Raw genomic sequence first — 18,785 nt, forward strand, 5'->3', positions numbered from 1 at the left:
GATCAAGGAGAGGAGGAAAAGGATTGAGTATAGGAGATATTGCCATTATCGGTATGGACCTTACGCTTCCAGGGTGTGGGAATATGAATGATGCATGGAATAAAATACGTGACAAGCGAATTTCTGTGGGGAAATTTCCGACTAACAGGCATGCACAGATTGGTGAACTGGTTGAGGACATATTCATGCCAGGTTCATATCTTGAACATATCGATCAATTTGATCATAAATATTTCAACATCGCACAAAAAAGTGCTGATTTTATGGATCCTAACCAGAGATTGACCCTGTTATCAGCCACCCGGGCACTGAATGATGCGGGTTGTCTTGAGCAGATCCGCGGTACACAAACCAGTGTATATGCAAGTGTGAACTCCACACAGCAATATCAATATCAATTATTGTTGCAGCAGCGTAAGTTGAAACCGGATCTGCTTGGGATGCTAAACTCGACCATATCAAGTCGCATCCAATATATCTATGACTTACGTGGTGCTTCCATAATGACGGATACGGCCTGTTCATCATCACTGGTATCTATTATTCAAGCGTCAAATGATCTTAGACAAGGGATTATTGATCAGGCTATAGTCGTTAGTTCTAATCTTTATGTTAAGCCGGGGTACAAGTCCGATAAATTGGTAGACATTTTGGCAACAGATGCTAGGACGCGTACCTTTGATGATCGAAGCACAGGTACATCCATTGGAGAGGGCGTAGGTTCTGTAATTCTCAAACGGAAGGAGGATGCAGAACGGGATGGTAACTTTATCTATGGTCTGATCCGCAGCTACGCCATGAATAACGATGGTCAAACGATGAATATGTCTTCGCCTAACCCGGATGCGCAAGAACGACTGATAGAACAGGCATGGGCTCCCCTTCAGGATGAGATGCAGCAGCTGGCATTTATTGAAGCACACGGTACGGGGACGGCTATCGGAGACACGATCGAATTTGAGAGCCTGAGTAATTACTTTTCAGAACGTGTTAAAACAAAACAGAAAATTGCTCTGACAGCATGTAAGTCCAATTTCGGACATCTGGATGTAACATCAGGATTGTTCTCATTGATTAAGTCGGCCTTATCTTTACGTAACCGCGTTGTGTTACCTCATCCGGATTTTCAGATTCCCAATGAGGAGATTGATTTTGAAACATCAGCTTTCTATATTCCGGATCAATCTGTTCCGCTGGAAGAACATGCGCTTGCAGGTATTAGTTCCTTCGGCATGACGGGTACAAATGCTCACGTTATTCTTCAACAATATAGCTGTTCGGTGCCATCCCAAGTTAAGGAATTGCCATTGAATTTAAAGAGTTACTGGTTCCCATTAGATGAAAATTCATTCACAGTACAAGATGATCTTCAGCGCTTGGAAACGGATGAGTGGCTTATCGTGCAGTTTCCTTTACACAGTAAGAGACAATGGGAGATTCGTGAACATCAGTTCAATGGAAAACATCTGCTTGTGGGTACAAGTATTTTTGAAATGATAGCCCAGGGGTTAGATTGTACACCGTACACTCTTGAGCACTATGACATCACTGGTCTTCACATTATGAATCAGATGGCAGTTCAAGACGGCCCTCTGACGATTCTACTCAAACTGGATAAGAAAACCTTAAAGGTGGTTGTAACATATAGGACTGCTGGTGTGTTGAAGACTTGGCTACAGTTTGAGTTACATGATAAATCTTCATTGCACAAACCGATAAGAAGAACGGCTACAGAGCTGGATCAGAGAATAAAAGCAGGAGAACTTATGGAAGTCGCTGTAACAAGCCAAGTTGGGGGCGAAGGAGTAGAAGATATTGCTGTATCCCGAAGATGGGATGTAGTAGATCGTTTATGGACTAATCAAGAACATACAAGAGCTGTAGTTAAGCTGAGACCTCCTTCAGAGTACAAAGTGGAATTCTCAATGTATAGCTTTTATCCCTCCATTCTCGATCCTGCCTTCAATGCTCTAAACCGAATGGCTGAACCGGAACAGATTGTGTTTCCATGGTATTGGAGCGATATCCGTTTTGAGCAGTTTGAACTTGTAGGAGAAGAGTTCTATTCGGAAATAGAATTAGTAGATCGCACCATGGATGAACGAGGAAACATCATCCTATCACTTAATGTTAATTTGTTCGATGGACAGTGGAATCTTATTCTATCTGCTGATCATTATAAAGTGAAAAATGCTCTTAACAAGGGAGAATCGAGTTCATATTTTAAGCAAGAAGAGATTATACCTGCAACGTTTACACAACATTCGTACAGTCCATCCGAAGCGATCCATTTTGTACATGAATCCTTGCGTTCCCAACTTCAACTTGATAGTCCAATAGTCTATTTTACGGAACTAACAGAAATCAACGAGAAGGCGATAGGGATTCAAGAGAAAGATATGTTAAAGCACGTATACCTGTGGGACCGGAATTACACAGAGATAGATCGTGTTGCGGATGAGACGTATACCCTTGGAAAAGTGCTAATCAGTTTAAATAAAATCCTGCATATGAAAAAGTTTTATTACGTGAATTCAGGAGTTTTAGGATACACAGATAAGAAGAGTGAGTATCCCAAAATGAATGCGTTAAATCGTTCCATAGCCATGGGTGCCTATGCCTTAAGACTGGAAGTGAATAGTGAAGTTATTGTTGTGGATACAGATCATACATATTCAACGGATGTGGAGCGAGTTGACTATGGGTCGGAGCAACATATTATTCACCGGGAAGGTAAGTTCTATATCCTGCGTTTGAAGAGTTTGAAAGTGGATGAATCATCCCGGGACAAATTCTCCGAAGGTAAGACTGTACTGATCGTTGGGGCCAGTTCTGGAATTGGTGAGGCATACACAAGAGATTTGGCTGATCGATATGCTGACATCCATATCATAGCTGCGGGAAGAAGGTCCGTGTGGGATGGTCTGCCATCAAGAGATAATGTGAGTTATCTCAAGTTGGATATATCTAATGAGGATGAAGTTTCTTCTTTTGCTGCTCAGTATCATGGCAAACTTGATTATATTTTGAACTTTGCAGGTGAGCCGGCTCAGGGATTGTTTGTTAACAAGTCCAGGAATGAGTTTTGTGCGAAAACAAAAAGTAAAATAGAAGGTTCACATCTGTTGGGAATGTATTTCCCTGAAGTACAAGAGATCATTCATTTTTCCTCACTAGCGGGTGTAATTGGGGCGATGGGACAAGCGGAGTATTCCATGGCTAATGCATATCAATCGGGCTTGCCCTTAACGAATACGAATGTAAGAGTTCTCAATCTAACGGGTTGGCAGGATGTAGGTATGTCAGCAGGAATGGAAGATTACTATTTCGAGAAATTAACCAGTGCAGAGGGCATTCCATTATTAAATCGGTTCATTCAATCGAATGCCAAGTCGGCTGCTCTCTTTAAGCTAAAACGTACAGCAGATGAATATTCTTCTCTCTTCAGTCCTGTTACAAAAATGCACAGGAAGCAACAAACTGAGAAGGTATGCACGGGTTCTGATCGTGTTAAAGATCATATCGTTGCTGCATGGGGGAGAACTCTAGGTGAAGATGATTACGACCATAATGTTAGTTTCTTTGAACAAGGAGGGGACTCTATTACAATCGTACATTTATGTGATGAATTGAATCTAGCGTTTCCTGGACAATTCGATGTAACAACATTGTTCTCTATTGCAACGATACAGGGCCAGGTTGATCTTATCAATCAGCTGGACAACCAGGAGGCAGTGACAGAACAAAGTGATGGTCATTATGATGCAGCAGAGATGCTGGCATTTCTCAATAAATAATAATCATGAAAGAGGCGATTGAACATGAAGGCGAGTGAGTATATCTTCGGTCAGATTCAAAAGGGCCAACTTGATTCAGCAGTAGGCAAAGACTTATTAGAAGAGATTATTCCAGATGATATTGCGATAGTAGGCATGTCATGCGAATACAGTGATATCAAAGATACATTTGAGTTTTACCAAACGGTTAAAAACGGAAAGCAGGGGTTTAAGGAATTTCCCAAAGGTCGAATAGCTTATATTCCCGAAGATCACACTTATCTGCACAACGGAGCCAAACATTTAAAGATCACACCAGAGGAATTCCTGGAGAGATTGTGTAAAGAAAAGGGATCTTATCTCGATGATATTGATACCTTTGATTATGAATTTTTCGGTATCAGTCAGGACGAAGCCAGATATATTGATCCCACGCATCGTTTGGTTATGAAGCACTCCTATCTTGCTTTGGAGGATGCAGGTATTCGCCTATCCGATGTTAAGGATAGCAAAACAGCTATCTATGTAGGCAAAGACAAATCCATTACAGCAAGTTATCGTTCTGAGATTGAAGAGGACTCCAATCATATAAACTCAGGAAACTGGGAAGGCATACTGGCAAGTCGTCTCAATTATATATATAACTTGTCCGGAGGTTCGTTTGTCGTTGATACAGCTTGTTCTTCCTCGTTGGTCGCTGCACATATAGCATTGAAAACACTTCGGGATAAAGAGATTGATACAGCAATTGTTGGCGGTATTGCTCTTGGACTATTCCCACGTCAAGGTAGCGTACTCGATCAATACAGTAATGTGGAGACACCGCGTTCCTTCCTGAAAGTATTTGATGCCGAATCTCAAGGAACGATCTTTGGCGAAGGTGTCGGTATTGTCATTCTGAAAAGGTTGAAAGATGCGATAGCAGACAATGATAACATTTATTCTATTATCCGTGGCAGCATGATTAATAGTGATGGCAAATCTAACGGTTTGACCGCCCCTAATCCACATGCTCAAAAGGATCTTCTACTGGATGCCTATACAAGCAGCCATATCTCACCTGAAACGGTGGATTACATTGATGCACACGGAACGGGCACGAAACTTGGCGATCCGATTGAAGTTCGAGGGCTAACGGATGCATATAAAAAATATGTGAACAAACGCGGTTTTTGTGCATTAACAAGTTTGAAAGAAAATATTGGTCATACCGTAGGAGCAGCAGGGGTAGGCGGATTGATTAAGATGTCGCTGGCTCTTCGCAATCAGGAAATCTTCCCCAACCATTCTTTTGAAGCTCCGAATGAATATATCAAGTTTGTGGATAGTCCATTCTACATTCCTACCCAGGCTGAGAAGTGGGTCAAAGGAAAGTACCCGCGTCGAGGAGGAATCAGTTCCTTTGGATTCAGCGGTACCAATGCTCATGTGATTCTTGAGGAATATGAGCAAGCTATAAACGAATCAGATCATAATCAACATACCTTTCCATTTGTTTTCACGGCACAATCGACTAATCAATTAATCAAGATGTTGTACAAGTACGTGCGGCATGAAGAATACATGAGCGAATATAGACTACAAGATATTTCATATACCCTTATTCATAGAAGAAACTGGTTTAATACAGGAGTTGGTTTCCAAGCTAATTCAATGGAAGAATTCATAACAAAAGTAAGAGCGGCGATAACATTGCTGGAAGGCCAAGTGCCAACAGACGAAATCTTTACGACCAGTGATCGTGAAGTAACAACGGATATGAAAAAACTTATCCATTATCAATTGAAAACAGACTATAGACAATTTGACTTGAATGAGCTTATTCAACTCAAATTGGATGGGTACGAGACGACATTTGACGAATATCCGTATGAGAAGGCCAGAACTGTAACATTACCAGGTTACGAATTCAAATCTGATATTCTATGGGCTACAGTTAAACGATATAGTCCACCTGTTCAATCAGGTCCAAGTCTTCCAGTGAAAGCGACATTAATTCAAGAGCAAGTGATCAGATCCGCCAAATCGGATGTGTACCAAGTCAACTTATCCCCAGATGATTGGTTCGTGGATGATCATCGGATTGGAGGTAAGCGTACGTTCTCGGGTACCACGTATACCGAATTGGCTGCTGAGTTAGCTTCCTTATACTTTGACGAACCTGCGTTCACGTTAGAAAAGTTGTATTTCAAAAATCTGATTCAGCTCGACGATAAAACAGATAAACGTTTCCTGATTCATGTTAACAAACTGTCTGCCAAGCAACTGGACATTGAGGTTCTCTCATACGAGAATGATGATCTGGAGCAGTATACGACTCATGCGGTCTTTACACTTAAACCTCAGGAAGTAATGGAGAAGCATAAGCTTGATTTGTCCTCAGAGGTACAGAATCAATTGAAACCTACAACGATGGGAAGTACAGAAGAGGAAAATAACTTCTTCAAAGGACGTTGGAACTTTATCGCTCAGGACTTCCGGATGGTTCATATGGCCGATTCCAAATTGCTTCTCTCACTTGATCTGCAAGAGGAATTCCTTGAAGATCTTGACGCCTACCATCTGCACCCTTCCATGTTGGATGGAATTCTGGGGGCTATGGTGTATGAACGGGCTCAGGCTCGCCAGAAGACATATCTTCCCTTGTCTTATGGTCGGTTTACCTATACAGGAGTAAGATTCACCAAGAAGATGTATTCCGTCACCGAACTTCTTTATGACATTACCGGTGATCATGATGTAATCACTGCGCACATCCATGTGTACAATGATCAGGGGGATCTAGTTGCTTATGTAGATAAATATGTTATGAAGTCTTTTGCCAATATGTTATTTAAGCCGTATCTTCATACTATTGGGTGGGGACGTTCAACGGTTGAGTTTACAGGTGGAGAAGAAGAACATTGGGTAGACAAACAAGTGTTGCTGATAAGCAATGATCTGGTTTCAACGCCTGAATCTTCTACAATAAATCATGTGAATTATGAACAATTAGATCAGATAACAACAGGGGTTAGATATGATCTGGTAGTTTATGCACCGTGGATTGGATTGGACATATCTGATCCCGGGAAAATTGAAGATGAGATGATGAAGTACTTCCTATTCGCCAAGACAGCTAACAAGTTCCTCAAGAGAGGCGGTAAATTAATTTTTGCAGCTGATCAGGGTCTTGCTTTGGAGAAAGACGAGCTTCAAGTTAACCCGCTTCAATATGCAATGCTGAGTTCAGGTCGGATTGTGGGTTTGGAGAATACGGGTTTCACCACACAAATGATTCAGATCTCCGAGTTTAATATTACCGAGTTGTTAAAGGTCGCTGCTCGCAGTGAACTGGACGGTAAAAAAGTCATTGTTAATGATGGAATCATATACGAAGAATCTCTCATCGAAAATAAAGATTTGAAGCATAGATCTGTAGACTTGTTGAAGGATGACTGCGTTATTGTCACAGGGGGTTACGGGGGTATCGGGCTTGAATATATTGAGCAGCTACTCGATGTGAATGCCGAAGTACACATAGCGGTATTGGGGCGTACAGATATCCAAGCAGCCCTCGCTTCCAAACAAGAACGCACACCATATGAAGACAGCAAACTAAATAAATTGAATAAGCTGATATCTAAAGGAGCTGACCTGGAGTTCTACCCTTGCGATATTTCACATGAGTCTGAGGTACAGACAACTATAACTAGAATTCAAGGGAAATATAATATAGCTGGAATTATTCATTTGGCGGGAGTTCCAGAGGAGGGCATGTTGTTCTCCAAAACGGAGGATGAATTCAAAAAAATTATAGCACCAAAGGTTACGGGTACACTTTTGCTTCAAAAGTATGTCGACGCAGACAAGTTACAATTCTTTGTTACCAGTTCTTCAATGACTACAATTACAGGTTCTGCCGGCCAGTTCTCTTATACCGTGGCTAATGCATTTTTGGAAGGGACGGCACTATCTGATTCGTTAATAACAGCAATACAGTGGCCGGGATGGAAAGAAACGGGAATGGCCCTTAATTTCGGAGATCTGGATGCCGCGGATGAACATCTCTTAATGAAATCTGTTACTAACATGGAGGGCAGAGAATATATTAAACTTTCGCTTCATGCGGGAGACTCCGGTTTTATTGCAGGTGAATTTAACACATCCAAGGTCGAAGAATATTTAGGCGCATATATCCAGTTACCAAGCGGTTACAGTGATGGGAAATCTCGAAATAATGTGGAAGGGGAAGAGGAGGAGGCTCGTCCTTATCAGATCAAGGATTATGGTTCTTTAACTGTAACTGGGACGGATCGTCAGGATGATATTGAGAAGTTTGTTACCGTCGTATTTGCTTCGGTGCTTGATCTTAATGAGATTGATGTGCATAAGAGCTTTACCGATCTGGGTGGAGATTCTCTCAAAGCATTTGGTATTTACGGGCCTATTGCAGAGCAGTTTAACATTGATATAGAGGTTGCTGATGTATTTATCTACCCGACGATTGTGCAGTTAAGTGAATATGTGAAAGAGCTGATGGAAGAGGCTGCAGCATGAGTAAATCCAGTTCTCGTGTCGTCATAGTAGACTACCGCTGGGATATGCCGGCGAAGGATGATTCGCAAGCGAAGCAGCTTCTCCATAGCAAGGACAAGCTTTGGGAAAATAGAATAGAGCAGTTGAGCGTGCGCTTTAGTCAAGATTTCCACGGAGCTAGCTCATTCGATGGGATTTTCTATCCATCCATTGAAGAAAGATTTGCTTTAGAAGGCATAGATGAGGAAAAAACAACATATTTGCTCTCCAGTGAAAGAATCACACTATCGTTGTTTCAGTCGCTCATCAATCAGAATGTCGTGACAACGAAGCACGATGTGTTGGTATCCAACGGAAGTGCACAAACAGACTTGATATCCAAATCGGCCTATTTGGGAATGCAGGGCGTTGATTTCATGAAGGCTATAGAGTTACTTGATCCGTTGGCATATCTGAAAATGCTACGTTTATCCAGGCCGCCAGCAATTCAGATGGTAAGCGAAGCATCAACTTCAGGTATAGGGGCTTTATATAGCGGGTATAACGCCGTTAAAAAGGGGAAGTTTAACACAGCCTTGGTCGGTGGTTCTTGCGCTAGTACGATGCCATTCCCCCATGAGTTATCCAACTTTGGGTTTGGTTCTGATCGATTCACTCAACCATTCGAACAAGGTGCTTCGGGGCACTATTTTTCAGAAGGAGGCGTTGCCTTTCTAATAAAAGAAAGGCAGCAAGCCCTTGCAGATGGAGATCACATTCTTGCTGAGATTAAAGATATCACCGCAGGCACTATGGGAAGTCCTGTAATTAATCGCAATGCAGTTAAAAAACTGGTGCTTCAATCTCTGGCAGATGCCGGGGTACTTCCTACAGATGAGATATTTATGGACCTGTATGGAAGAGCTAATGAGATCGATGATACTGCTGAGTTTTCCTGTTTGAAAAATGTACAGAAGGTATTCCCTGGTTTAAAGGGAGGATATCTCAAACAGCATGCTCAATACATGATTGGATACTATGGACTAATAGGATTATGTCGTTTGCTGGAATCGAAGAAAAATAACAAAGAGCTACAGGGCGGTGTTGTTACTCAGCCAAACTCCTATATAGGCAAGATAGAACCGGATCAATGGACGAATCAAGTGAATGATTATCATTGGATTACAATGCCCATGTATTCAATGCATGGCAACGTGTATAACTTAGTCATTCATATGAATCCTGATGAAGGATAGAGGAGGAAATAGACATGCAACTGATATGTTTTCCTTATGCTGGAGCTCATGTAAATGTATTTGTTGAACTACAAAATCAGATCAAAAACAAGTATCCCCATATGCAGATCATGTCTGTGGAATATGCTGGGCATGGGAGACGGTTTTCTGAGACAGCGTATCAGTCCATTCAAGAGAATGCGGCCGATCTATACATGAGAATTACAGCAACAATGAATAAAGAAGAAGAAATCATGTTGCTTGGATACAGTATGGGTTCAATTGTTGCCTATGAAGTTGCACAAATGCTAATCAGGGAAGGCTACAACATAGTCAAACTGATTTTTATGGCCGCTACTCCGCCTCATCGAATAGATATTCGAAATGAGGATTTATCAGGAGATGAGGAACTTCTTCTACGCTGCAAACATTACGGATTGATTAAAGAAAGGCAGTTTGATTCTGCACAGATGCGTAAGCTGTTTCTGCCAGCGCTTCGCCATGACATTAATGCAGTGAATACGTACAATGTCGTCAACAACTATCAGAGCTATACATTTGATGAAAAAGTTCAAATTGCTGTTTTTCTAGGTCAGCAGGATCTGTCTGTCGCCGATGAAGATTATTGGACAGACCTTTCCGAGAATGATGTACAGTATCATTTCTACCCTTCTGGACATTTCTTCTTATATGACCACCAGAATCAAGTCAGTCTGGATGTTATTGATTTTATTACTAATTCAAATAAGACCATTATCTGAGGAGGGGTTAGAATATGAGTTTACTTGGAATGCTTCAGCAAAGCGTGGAGATGTATAAGAACAAGATTGCCATTTCCGAAACGAATCGTACGGTTACTTATGGAGAATTGAATGCATTGTCGAACCAGTACTATGACTGGCTAGAAGAAAAAGGGGTATCCGTTAATGATATTGTTGCTATTGAACTGGAGAGAAGCATAGAAGCTATTGCTGCAATGATCGCCATATTAAAACATGGTGCAACATATACGGTTATTAATAAAGACTATCCAGAGACTCGTAAGGAGTATATGAGACAAACACTGGACATTAAGATAACCATTGAATCTGTTTTTGAGGTAGATCATCAAAGGATGGAAGAGTGGTCAGGTGTAACGAGAACAGAGGATCAAATGTGTTATGTCATTTTCACATCGGGAACAACATCCCTTCCCAAAGCAGTGGGAATTCCTGATCGTGGAGTGGTGCGATTATTGCATGAAGATCGTTTGGGATGGGACGCAGCTAAGACCATATCTCATATCAGTCCTCTGGAATTTGATGCTTCAATTATTGAGATCTGGGGGGGATTGCTTAGTGGCATGACCATTGCGCTACTTTCCAAAACAGAGGTTCTGAACATTTATCTGGTTGAAAAACGAATTCAACAAGAAATAGATATCATGTGGATAACGAGTTCCTTGTTTAATTTTTGGGTGGATAAAAAACCTGAAATGTTCAAGAAATTAAGTCATGTTATTGTGGGCGGGGAGCAGCTAAGCTTGTCACATGTGGAGAAGGTCCTGCCATTTACGAAAGTTATTAACGGATACGGACCTACGGAGAACACTGTTTTCACTACACTAGATGTAATGGAAGGTTCTGTGGACGAGATTGCAATAGGAACGCCAATTTCCGGAACGGAAGTATATATCGTTAATGAGCAAGGTGAGATGAGTAATGAAGGGGAACTTTACGCAGCAGGAGAGGGAGTAGCCTTAGGATACCTTGGTAATCCCGAGAAGACGAAGGAATCTTTTATTAGCTGGAATGGCCTACCTGTGTATAAGACGGGTGACCTTGTACGAGTGAATGCAGACGGCCGAATAATCTATATGGGAAGAAAAGATACCCAGGTTAAAATTAATGGTTACCGCATTGATCTTCAGGAAATCGAATCTACTGTAAAGTCGTTGGGTATCTCCAACTGTCATGCTTTTGTACAGGATAAAAAAATCTACCTTGCTGTTACAACACGCCAAGAAAATATAGCAAGCCAACTAAAACGATTGCTTCCTATTTACATGATCCCGTCCAAAATAGCTTATGTTAGCGAATTGCCTTTGACAGGGAACGGGAAGACCGATACTAAAACGTTGTATGAGCATTATTTTATTACCAAAACGAAAAGACTTATTCGAATTTTACAGCGGTATTTGAATGCGGACATCACTGAACAGACCAATTTGTTTGAGTTCGCCATCGATTCAATTACGATCTGGGAGATTGCAAGAGAGATTAATCATTCGTTCCACAGTGATCTCAGTTTCTTTGATATTATTGAGAATCCGACAGTCAATGAGATTACCAAAATGTTAGGAGAAGAATATGATGCAGCGTACAATTTATGATTTTCTGCTCCGAAAGTATGAACTGCATCATGCAGGTCAAGACCCTTCATTTAGGAAAACATTTACGGGAAGCATGAAGTGGTACTGGGGATTAAAACTGATTGTAGTGGGTATCTACATTGCTCTTTTTCTCCATTATGTAGGAAAGGATCAGTTTCTTCCGTCGGAAACGTATTGGTTCATTGGGGGAATTGTGTTCTCATTATTCGTTATTACCTTATCCTACCTGAATATTTTTACAGCCTGGTTTGCCATCATGCTTGGAAAACATCGTAAATGGATAGACAATCTATTAATTATTACAGGTATTCTGTTGTGTATAAAACTCCCCGTGTATACGTTTGGAAATGGTGATGTTAACTTTTTCAATATACAGGATTCACTGCTTCTTCCCGGTATATTGATGATTGCTATGGGGCTCTATCGTAAAGTTCATTACAGATCTTCAAAAGTAGTACCTTGGTGTGCAGCCGTGAGTCTCTTGATCTCAGCAGTTATTCTTGTTAAATTCCCAATTGATTCTATCGGCCAGAGTATTTATCTTGGATTTATAATGTTGGTAAATGCAGGTTTTATCATTGATTTGCTAGTGCTCTATATGTTGCATTTCAAATCAAGAATGCTGGCACATTGAGGTGAATGCGTATGATTACTCCAAATCTGATTGCTATTAGTGAGCAAGAGATTGAGGCTGACGACATCTTGAGTCCTTATGAGCATGAAATATACGATAACATAACCAATGAAGGCAGAAGGAAAGAGTTTCTGGTCGGGCGATATGCTATTAAAAAAAATCTGAAGGATCAATTTCCCTCATATCATGGGGAGATGAATAATATCTCTGTTGAATATGGGAGTCTGCGTTTTCCGCTGATTCATGACAATCTGTTCGAAGTGGGATTAAGTCACTCTAAGACGTATGCTCTTTCTGTACTATACAGCAAGGATAACGTAGTCGGAGTTGATATAGAGACCATACGTTCAGATATCCCGATTGCAGAGATGCTTAGTGAGGCCGAGAAAAAACTTATAGAACATCTTTACCCAGCTTTACAATTTGCCTATATATTCTTCAGTTGTAAAGAGGCACTGGGGAAAGCGTTGAAAATGGGACTTCTAGCTGATTATTCAATCTATGAGATAAGTGAAGTTGTTTCAGAATTAATACATGGACAAGAAGTGTTTCGTATACAATTCAAACGATTTCCGTTCCTTACAGGTTATAGCTTTATGAAAGATGATAAAGAAATATGTAGTTTGGTTGTACCGCAAAAAGTTGATATAAGGGAGGTACTGAGATTACTCATTGCTTCCTGAATCAAAAAATAGAAAAACCACCACGGTTAGTAGTCGTACAGACTACGAAATCGTGGTGGTTTTGTCTTTTCATGCAGTTACGTGACATTATGAAGCGCTTATGACATAGGTAAAGGCAGATCATGTACGTTTGTGACGGAAAGAATCAATAGTAGGAAGGGAACGGATGTATAGGTCTTTACTCCCCTATAATTAGTACCAGAGAGGTGATCAACATACAAGAACAACCCGCAGTACATACCAGCTTAACGGAATCATTGGCTAGTAAGATTGCACTATGGATTAACAAGGAGCGTGATGGAGAACACATTCGATACTTAAAGATGAAGCTTGGTATTGAAACGTTATTGATTAATACCATGAAAAGTGTTTTGGTCTATGGTCTGGCTCTCTTATTCAATATGCTTCTGGAAACGTTAATTGTACATGCTACATATTATGCTGTCCGTCGAATATCATTTGGATTGCATGCCAGTACAAGCTTCAGGTGCAGCATGATCAGCATAATGTTATTCGTTGGTTTACCCTACATATGCTCATACATAATGATTGGCAACGATATGGTTTTAATTACTGGATTGATCTCTGCAGTGCTTTTGTATCGATATGCGCCAGCAGATACTGACAAATTCCCACTTCTTGGAGCGAAGAGAAGAAAGAAACTGAGAATGGCTTCTGTACGAACAGCAGTAATTCTCACTTTAATTGCACTTTTATGTCCAAGTCATACGGTGAAAACATTAATGATGACAGGCATGTTGTTACAGATCATTTCAATTCTTCCCGTAACATACAAAATACTTAAGAGGAGTGTTAGAAATTATGAAAAATATGAAACAGATGCTGTTGGACGGATTTAAGAATAATGTAGCGAAATCAATGGAGGTAATGGCGATTAAAAGTGGAGAGATAGCGATGGAAACGAGCTGTTCACTTTTTAATTATGAGTCTAAAATCCCGAGCGAATTGTTGTTGAGTAATAAGGAGTAGTTAAATATTACCTGATTTATCCTAATAGTCTATCTTACTTTATACCCAGCTATGGACTGGTGAAACAGTAAGATAGACTATTTTGTTGATAAATTTTACATTATTTCATATAATCATGATTATGAACTCCTGCTAATTTTTGTTAATGATTCAGAATTTATTCAGGCAAGAATCGCTCAATCTTTATCACATAGAGAGAAGGGTAATTGATAATGTTGCTGATTATTGGTTCTATAATTCAAATGGTAACTTTTAGTTTGTCTATTCCTATCATGTTGAAGAATCAATTTAGTCGGAAGTATATTGCTTTTATGGTTACTGTTTCAATCCTTCTAGGATATTTCTTTTTTTTAGTTATGGGATCAGCAAGTAGTTTTGTAGTTTTATTATTTCTAATGTTATGTGTGTATTACAAATTGAGAAAGTTCATTCTTAGCTTTCTAATTCCTACGATTACGCTTATTTTTATGGTTATAAGCGACTACATATGTGGTGTAATAAATATCAGGGTTATTGGCGGTTCTAATGTATCTCTTCAAAATAATCCGTTCTATATGTTACTCTCTGTGACCGGAATTATGCTTTTAACATTTCTAATGAGCGCAATAGTTAGGGTATTACTTATGAAGTGGAGTAATCATGATATCTTTTTAAAAAGATATGGTCTATACCTAACGGTACTATCTTTTTTTACTGTGGTGATTTTTTATATAAACATATGGATAGGACAACGACAAGGTTTTTCCGATGAGAACATTCAAGCGAATAGTATTCTTTTTATATTCTATTTTGCATTGTTAATTGGAGTTTTCGTTGCATTAACTCGAACAGTTATGAAAGAGTCGGCACTTCAGAATCGACAGGAACAGTATGAACAATTAACAGAGTACACGGAAAATTTGGAACACTTATATACTGACATGCAGAAATTCCGACATGATTATATTAATATTCTTCTGAGTATGTCTGAATTTATTCGAAATAAAGATATGGAAAAGTTACAAATTTACTTTGAAAAAAAGATTATGCCAATCAGCCAAGGGATGCAGTCTAATACATACAAGTTAGGGCCGTTACATAATCTGAAAGTACAGGAATTAAAAGGTGTCATATCTGCCAAGATGATTAAAGCACAAGAGTTGAACATTGATGCGGTAATTGAGGTGATTGAGCCTATTGAGCACATCAATATGGATTCCATTCAATTATGCCGATGTGTAGGGATTTTGCTAGATAATGCTATCGAAGAAGCGATTCATTGTGACGAACCGATTGTGAATTTAGCACTGATTCGTAACGAAAGAGGCATATTAATTGTGGTTATGAACAGTTGTAGAGAGGAAACTCCTGCATTATATAAACTTTTTGAAAAGGGCTTCTCAACCAAAGGCAACAATCGTGGACTTGGTCTTAGCAACTTAAAAGAGATGGTTTCACAGTGCAAGGGCGTTGCTTTGGATACGGAGCGCAAAGAAAAGACATTTATTCAAATATTAGAAGTGCTCGAGCCCTCGTTCAATAGTGATGCCAATAGATCTGCGAGCAGTGTGATATTAGGATAACTCAGTTTAAGTGGGGGGAAGGGCATGCTGGAGATTTTTATTTGTGAAGATGATGAAGAACAACGCAAACGTTTAACCAAATATGTAACGGACTATATTATGATAGAGAACTTAGATATGAAGGTTGTTGTCTCTACTGCACATTCTAATGATATTATTGAATATCTCCAGCAAAATAATACAACAGGTCTATATTTTTTGGATGTAGACATTCAGGAAGAGAAGAGTGGAATTGCACTCGGAGCGGAAATTCGTCAATATGATACTCAGGGAGCCATAGTATTTGTGACGACACATTCAGAGCTGACCTATCTAACATTTACTTATAAAGTAGAAGCAATGGACTATATTACAAAAGATAATTTCACTGATATACAAAAACGGGTTATCGAATGTATTAATACGGCAAATCAGCGATATGTTCAAAATAAACAAAACAGTCGTAAAATATTTCAAACAAAGTCTGGCGATAAAGTCATCAGTATTGAGTACAACGATATTTTATTTTTTGAAACCTCTCCGCAATTACATAAAGTGATTCTTCATGCTAAAAATCGTCAAGTTGAGTTCTATGGAAAATTGAAAGCTTTACTTGAGATGGACAGCAGGTTTTATCGTTGTCATAACTCGTATGTAGTGAATAAAGATAATATTTCAGAAATTGATTTTGCCACGAGGGAGATTCAGATGGTGAACGGTCAGATCTGTTATGCTTCCAGTCGGTTTTTGAAAGGATTAAAGGATATCGTTCAAAAGTGAGTATATTAGCCCTCATTTGTTATAGCTGCTTACAGTCTATTATAAATGAGGGCTAATATTATGTTTGAAGTGGAAATGAATCTTATACACTCATAAATATGTGTCTATACATATTTTATTAATGAAGAGAAAGGTGATGAGCAAAGAAGGGCTGCAACTAAATAAGTATTTTTAATAAATTGTTGCAATTGATGATCTGGCGTGATATATTATTAGTCCGGCCAAGAAAACACGAGAAACACGGTGCGGCAAGCGAATGGATTAAGCTTCGAAAGAAACTTGAAAAAAGAGATTGCAAAGTTGGTTCGGACATGATATTATATAAGAGTTGCTGAAGAGAACGGCTTTCGGTAACGAAACAAGTTTGATCTTTGAAAACTGAACAACGAGTGAGTAAACATTCTGCTTGCAGAATGAACGCGAAAGTTTGAGACAAGCCTTGGCTTGGATCGACTGGAGCACAAATGAGATGTTTAATCTCGTCAGATTCAAAATGAGCTTATCGCTCTTTTCAATACTTTATTGGAGAGTTTGATCCTGGCTCAGGACGAACGCTGGCGGCATGCCTAATACATGCAAGTCGAGCGGAGTTGATAAGAAGCTTGCTTCTTTGATACTTAGCGGCGGACGGGTGAGTAACACGTAGGCAACCTGCCCTCAAGTTTGGGACAACTACCGGAAACGGTAGCTAATACCGAATAGTTGTTTTCTTCGCCTGAAGGAAACTGGAAAGACGGAGCAATCTGTCACTTGGGGATGGGCCTGCGGCGCATTAGCTAGTTGGTGGGGTAACGGCTCACCAAGGCGACGATGCGTAGCCGACCTGAGAGGGTGATCGGCCACACTGGGACTGAGACACGGCCCAGACTCCTACGGGAGGCAGCAGTAGGGAATCTTCCGCAATGGGCGAAAGCCTGACGGAGCAATGCCGCGTGAGTGATGAAGGTTTTCGGATCGTAAAGCTCTGTTGCCAGGGAAGAACGCTTGGGAGAGTAACTGCTCTCAAGGTGACGGTACCTGAGAAGAAAGCCCCGGCTAACTACGTGCCAGCAGCCGCGGTAATACGTAGGGGGCAAGCGTTGTCCGGAATTATTGGGCGTAAAGCGCGCGCAGGCGGTCATTTAAGTCTGGTGTTTAATCCCGGGGCTCAACCCCGGATCGCACTGGAAACTGGGTGACTTGAGTGCAGAAGAGGAGAGTGGAATTCCACGTGTAGCGGTGAAATGCGTAGATATGTGGAGGAACACCAGTGGCGAAGGCGACTCTCTGGGCTGTAACTGACGCTGAGGCGCGAAAGCGTGGGGAGCAAACAGGATTAGATACCCTGGTAGTCCACGCCGTAAACGATGAGTGCTAGGTGTTAGGGGTTTCGATACCCTTGGTGCCGAAGTTAACACATTAAGCACTCCGCCTGGGGAGTACGGTCGCAAGACTGAAACTCAAAGGAATTGACGGGGACCCGCACAAGCAGTGGAGTATGTGGTTTAATTCGAAGCAACGCGAAGAACCTTACCAGGTCTTGACATCCCTCTGATCGATGCAGAGATGTATCTTTCCTTCGGGACAGAGGAGACAGGTGGTGCATGGTTGTCGTCAGCTCGTGTCGTGAGATGTTGGGTTAAGTCCCGCAACGAGCGCAACCCTTGATCTTAGTTGCCAGCATTTCGGATGGGCACTCTAAGGTGACTGCCGGTGACAAACCGGAGGAAGGTGGGGATGACGTCAAATCATCATGCCCCTTATGACCTGGGCTACACACGTACTACAATGGCCGGTACAACGGGCTGTGAAGCCGCGAGGTGGAACGAATCCTAAAAAGCCGGTCTCAGTTCGGATTGCAGGCTGCAACTCGCCTGCATGAAGTCGGAATTGCTAGTAATCGCGGATCAGCATGCCGCGGTGAATACGTTCCCGGGTCTTGTACACACCGCCCGTCACACCACGAGAGTTTATAACACCCGAAGTCGGTGGGGTAACCGCAAGGAGCCAGCCGCCGAAGGTGGGATAGATGATTGGGGTGAAGTCGTAACAAGGTAGCCGTATCGGAAGGTGCGGCTGGATCACCTCCTTTCTATGGAGAATCGTTTCCTGTAACGGAAACATTCAAATATGCAGCTCAGCTGCAAACTACTCACTCGTTGCTCAGTTTTGAGAGCTCAAACTCTCAAACAGCTTGCTTTTGCATGGAGCTTGTTCTTTGAAAACTAGATATCGAAACGAAAGTAAATGCGAATTAGAACATTCCTTTTTAGCTGAACTTGTGTATAACAAGTTTCAA

General features: G+C 40.9%; 11 protein-coding genes and 1 rRNA gene. All 12 read left to right on the forward strand.

Going from position 1 to position 18,785, the window contains the following annotated elements:
- The first annotated feature begins 23 nt into the window (after window positions 1-23).
- On the forward strand, window positions 24-3,797 hold the full coding sequence (locus MKX40_RS04355; RefSeq protein ID WP_339239666.1) for an SDR family NAD(P)-dependent oxidoreductase: 3,774 nt from the start codon (window positions 24-26) through the stop codon (window positions 3,795-3,797).
- 24 nt (window positions 3,798-3,821) lie between these two features.
- Entirely contained in the window at window positions 3,822-8,315 is a 4,494-nt protein-coding gene (locus tag MKX40_RS04360) for an SDR family NAD(P)-dependent oxidoreductase (RefSeq protein ID WP_339239668.1), read from the forward strand.
- A complete protein-coding gene (locus MKX40_RS04365; protein ID WP_339239671.1) occupies window positions 8,312-9,529 on the forward strand; it encodes a beta-ketoacyl synthase N-terminal-like domain-containing protein in 1,218 nt (405 codons plus the stop codon). The genes MKX40_RS04360 and MKX40_RS04365 overlap by 4 nt, the downstream gene beginning before the upstream one ends.
- Before the next feature lie 14 nt (window positions 9,530-9,543).
- Entirely contained in the window at window positions 9,544-10,269 is a 726-nt protein-coding gene (locus MKX40_RS04370; RefSeq protein WP_339239675.1) for a thioesterase domain-containing protein, read from the forward strand.
- 14 nt (window positions 10,270-10,283) lie between these two features.
- Window positions 10,284-11,879: a non-ribosomal peptide synthetase gene (locus MKX40_RS04375; protein WP_339239677.1), complete on the forward strand. Its 1,596-nt coding sequence runs from the start codon at window positions 10,284-10,286 to the stop codon at window positions 11,877-11,879.
- Window positions 11,857-12,513 carry a hypothetical protein gene (locus MKX40_RS04380; protein WP_339239679.1) on the forward strand — a complete coding sequence of 219 codons (657 nt, stop codon included), beginning with the start codon at window positions 11,857-11,859 and terminating at the stop codon, window positions 12,511-12,513. Before MKX40_RS04375 ends, MKX40_RS04380 begins: the two co-directional genes overlap by 23 nt.
- An 11-nt stretch (window positions 12,514-12,524) precedes the next feature.
- The gene (locus MKX40_RS04385; protein WP_339239681.1) at window positions 12,525-13,196 is read left to right on the forward strand and encodes a 4'-phosphopantetheinyl transferase superfamily protein; all 672 of its coding nucleotides are present in this window, start codon (window positions 12,525-12,527) and stop codon (window positions 13,194-13,196) included.
- 206 nt (window positions 13,197-13,402) lie between these two features.
- A complete protein-coding gene (locus tag MKX40_RS04390) occupies window positions 13,403-14,056 on the forward strand; it encodes an accessory gene regulator B family protein (RefSeq protein WP_339239683.1) in 654 nt (217 codons plus the stop codon).
- A complete protein-coding gene (locus MKX40_RS04395) occupies window positions 14,019-14,186 on the forward strand; it encodes a cyclic lactone autoinducer peptide (RefSeq protein ID WP_339239685.1) in 168 nt (55 codons plus the stop codon). The genes MKX40_RS04390 and MKX40_RS04395 overlap by 38 nt, the downstream gene beginning before the upstream one ends.
- Window positions 14,187-14,398: 212 nt before the next feature.
- Window positions 14,399-15,748, forward strand: coding sequence for a GHKL domain-containing protein (locus MKX40_RS04400; RefSeq protein ID WP_339239687.1), 1,350 nt, complete (start codon window positions 14,399-14,401; stop codon window positions 15,746-15,748).
- Window positions 15,749-15,772: 24 nt separating this feature from the next.
- Window positions 15,773-16,507, forward strand: coding sequence for a LytTR family DNA-binding domain-containing protein (locus tag MKX40_RS04405; RefSeq protein WP_339239689.1), 735 nt, complete (start codon window positions 15,773-15,775; stop codon window positions 16,505-16,507).
- 519 nt (window positions 16,508-17,026) lie between these two features.
- A 16S ribosomal RNA gene (locus MKX40_RS04410) occupies window positions 17,027-18,578 on the forward strand.
- Window positions 18,579-18,785: the final 207 nt, after the last annotated feature.

This window comes from Paenibacillus sp. FSL R5-0517, assembly GCF_037974355.1.
GTDB lineage: Bacteria > Bacillota > Bacilli > Paenibacillales > Paenibacillaceae > Paenibacillus.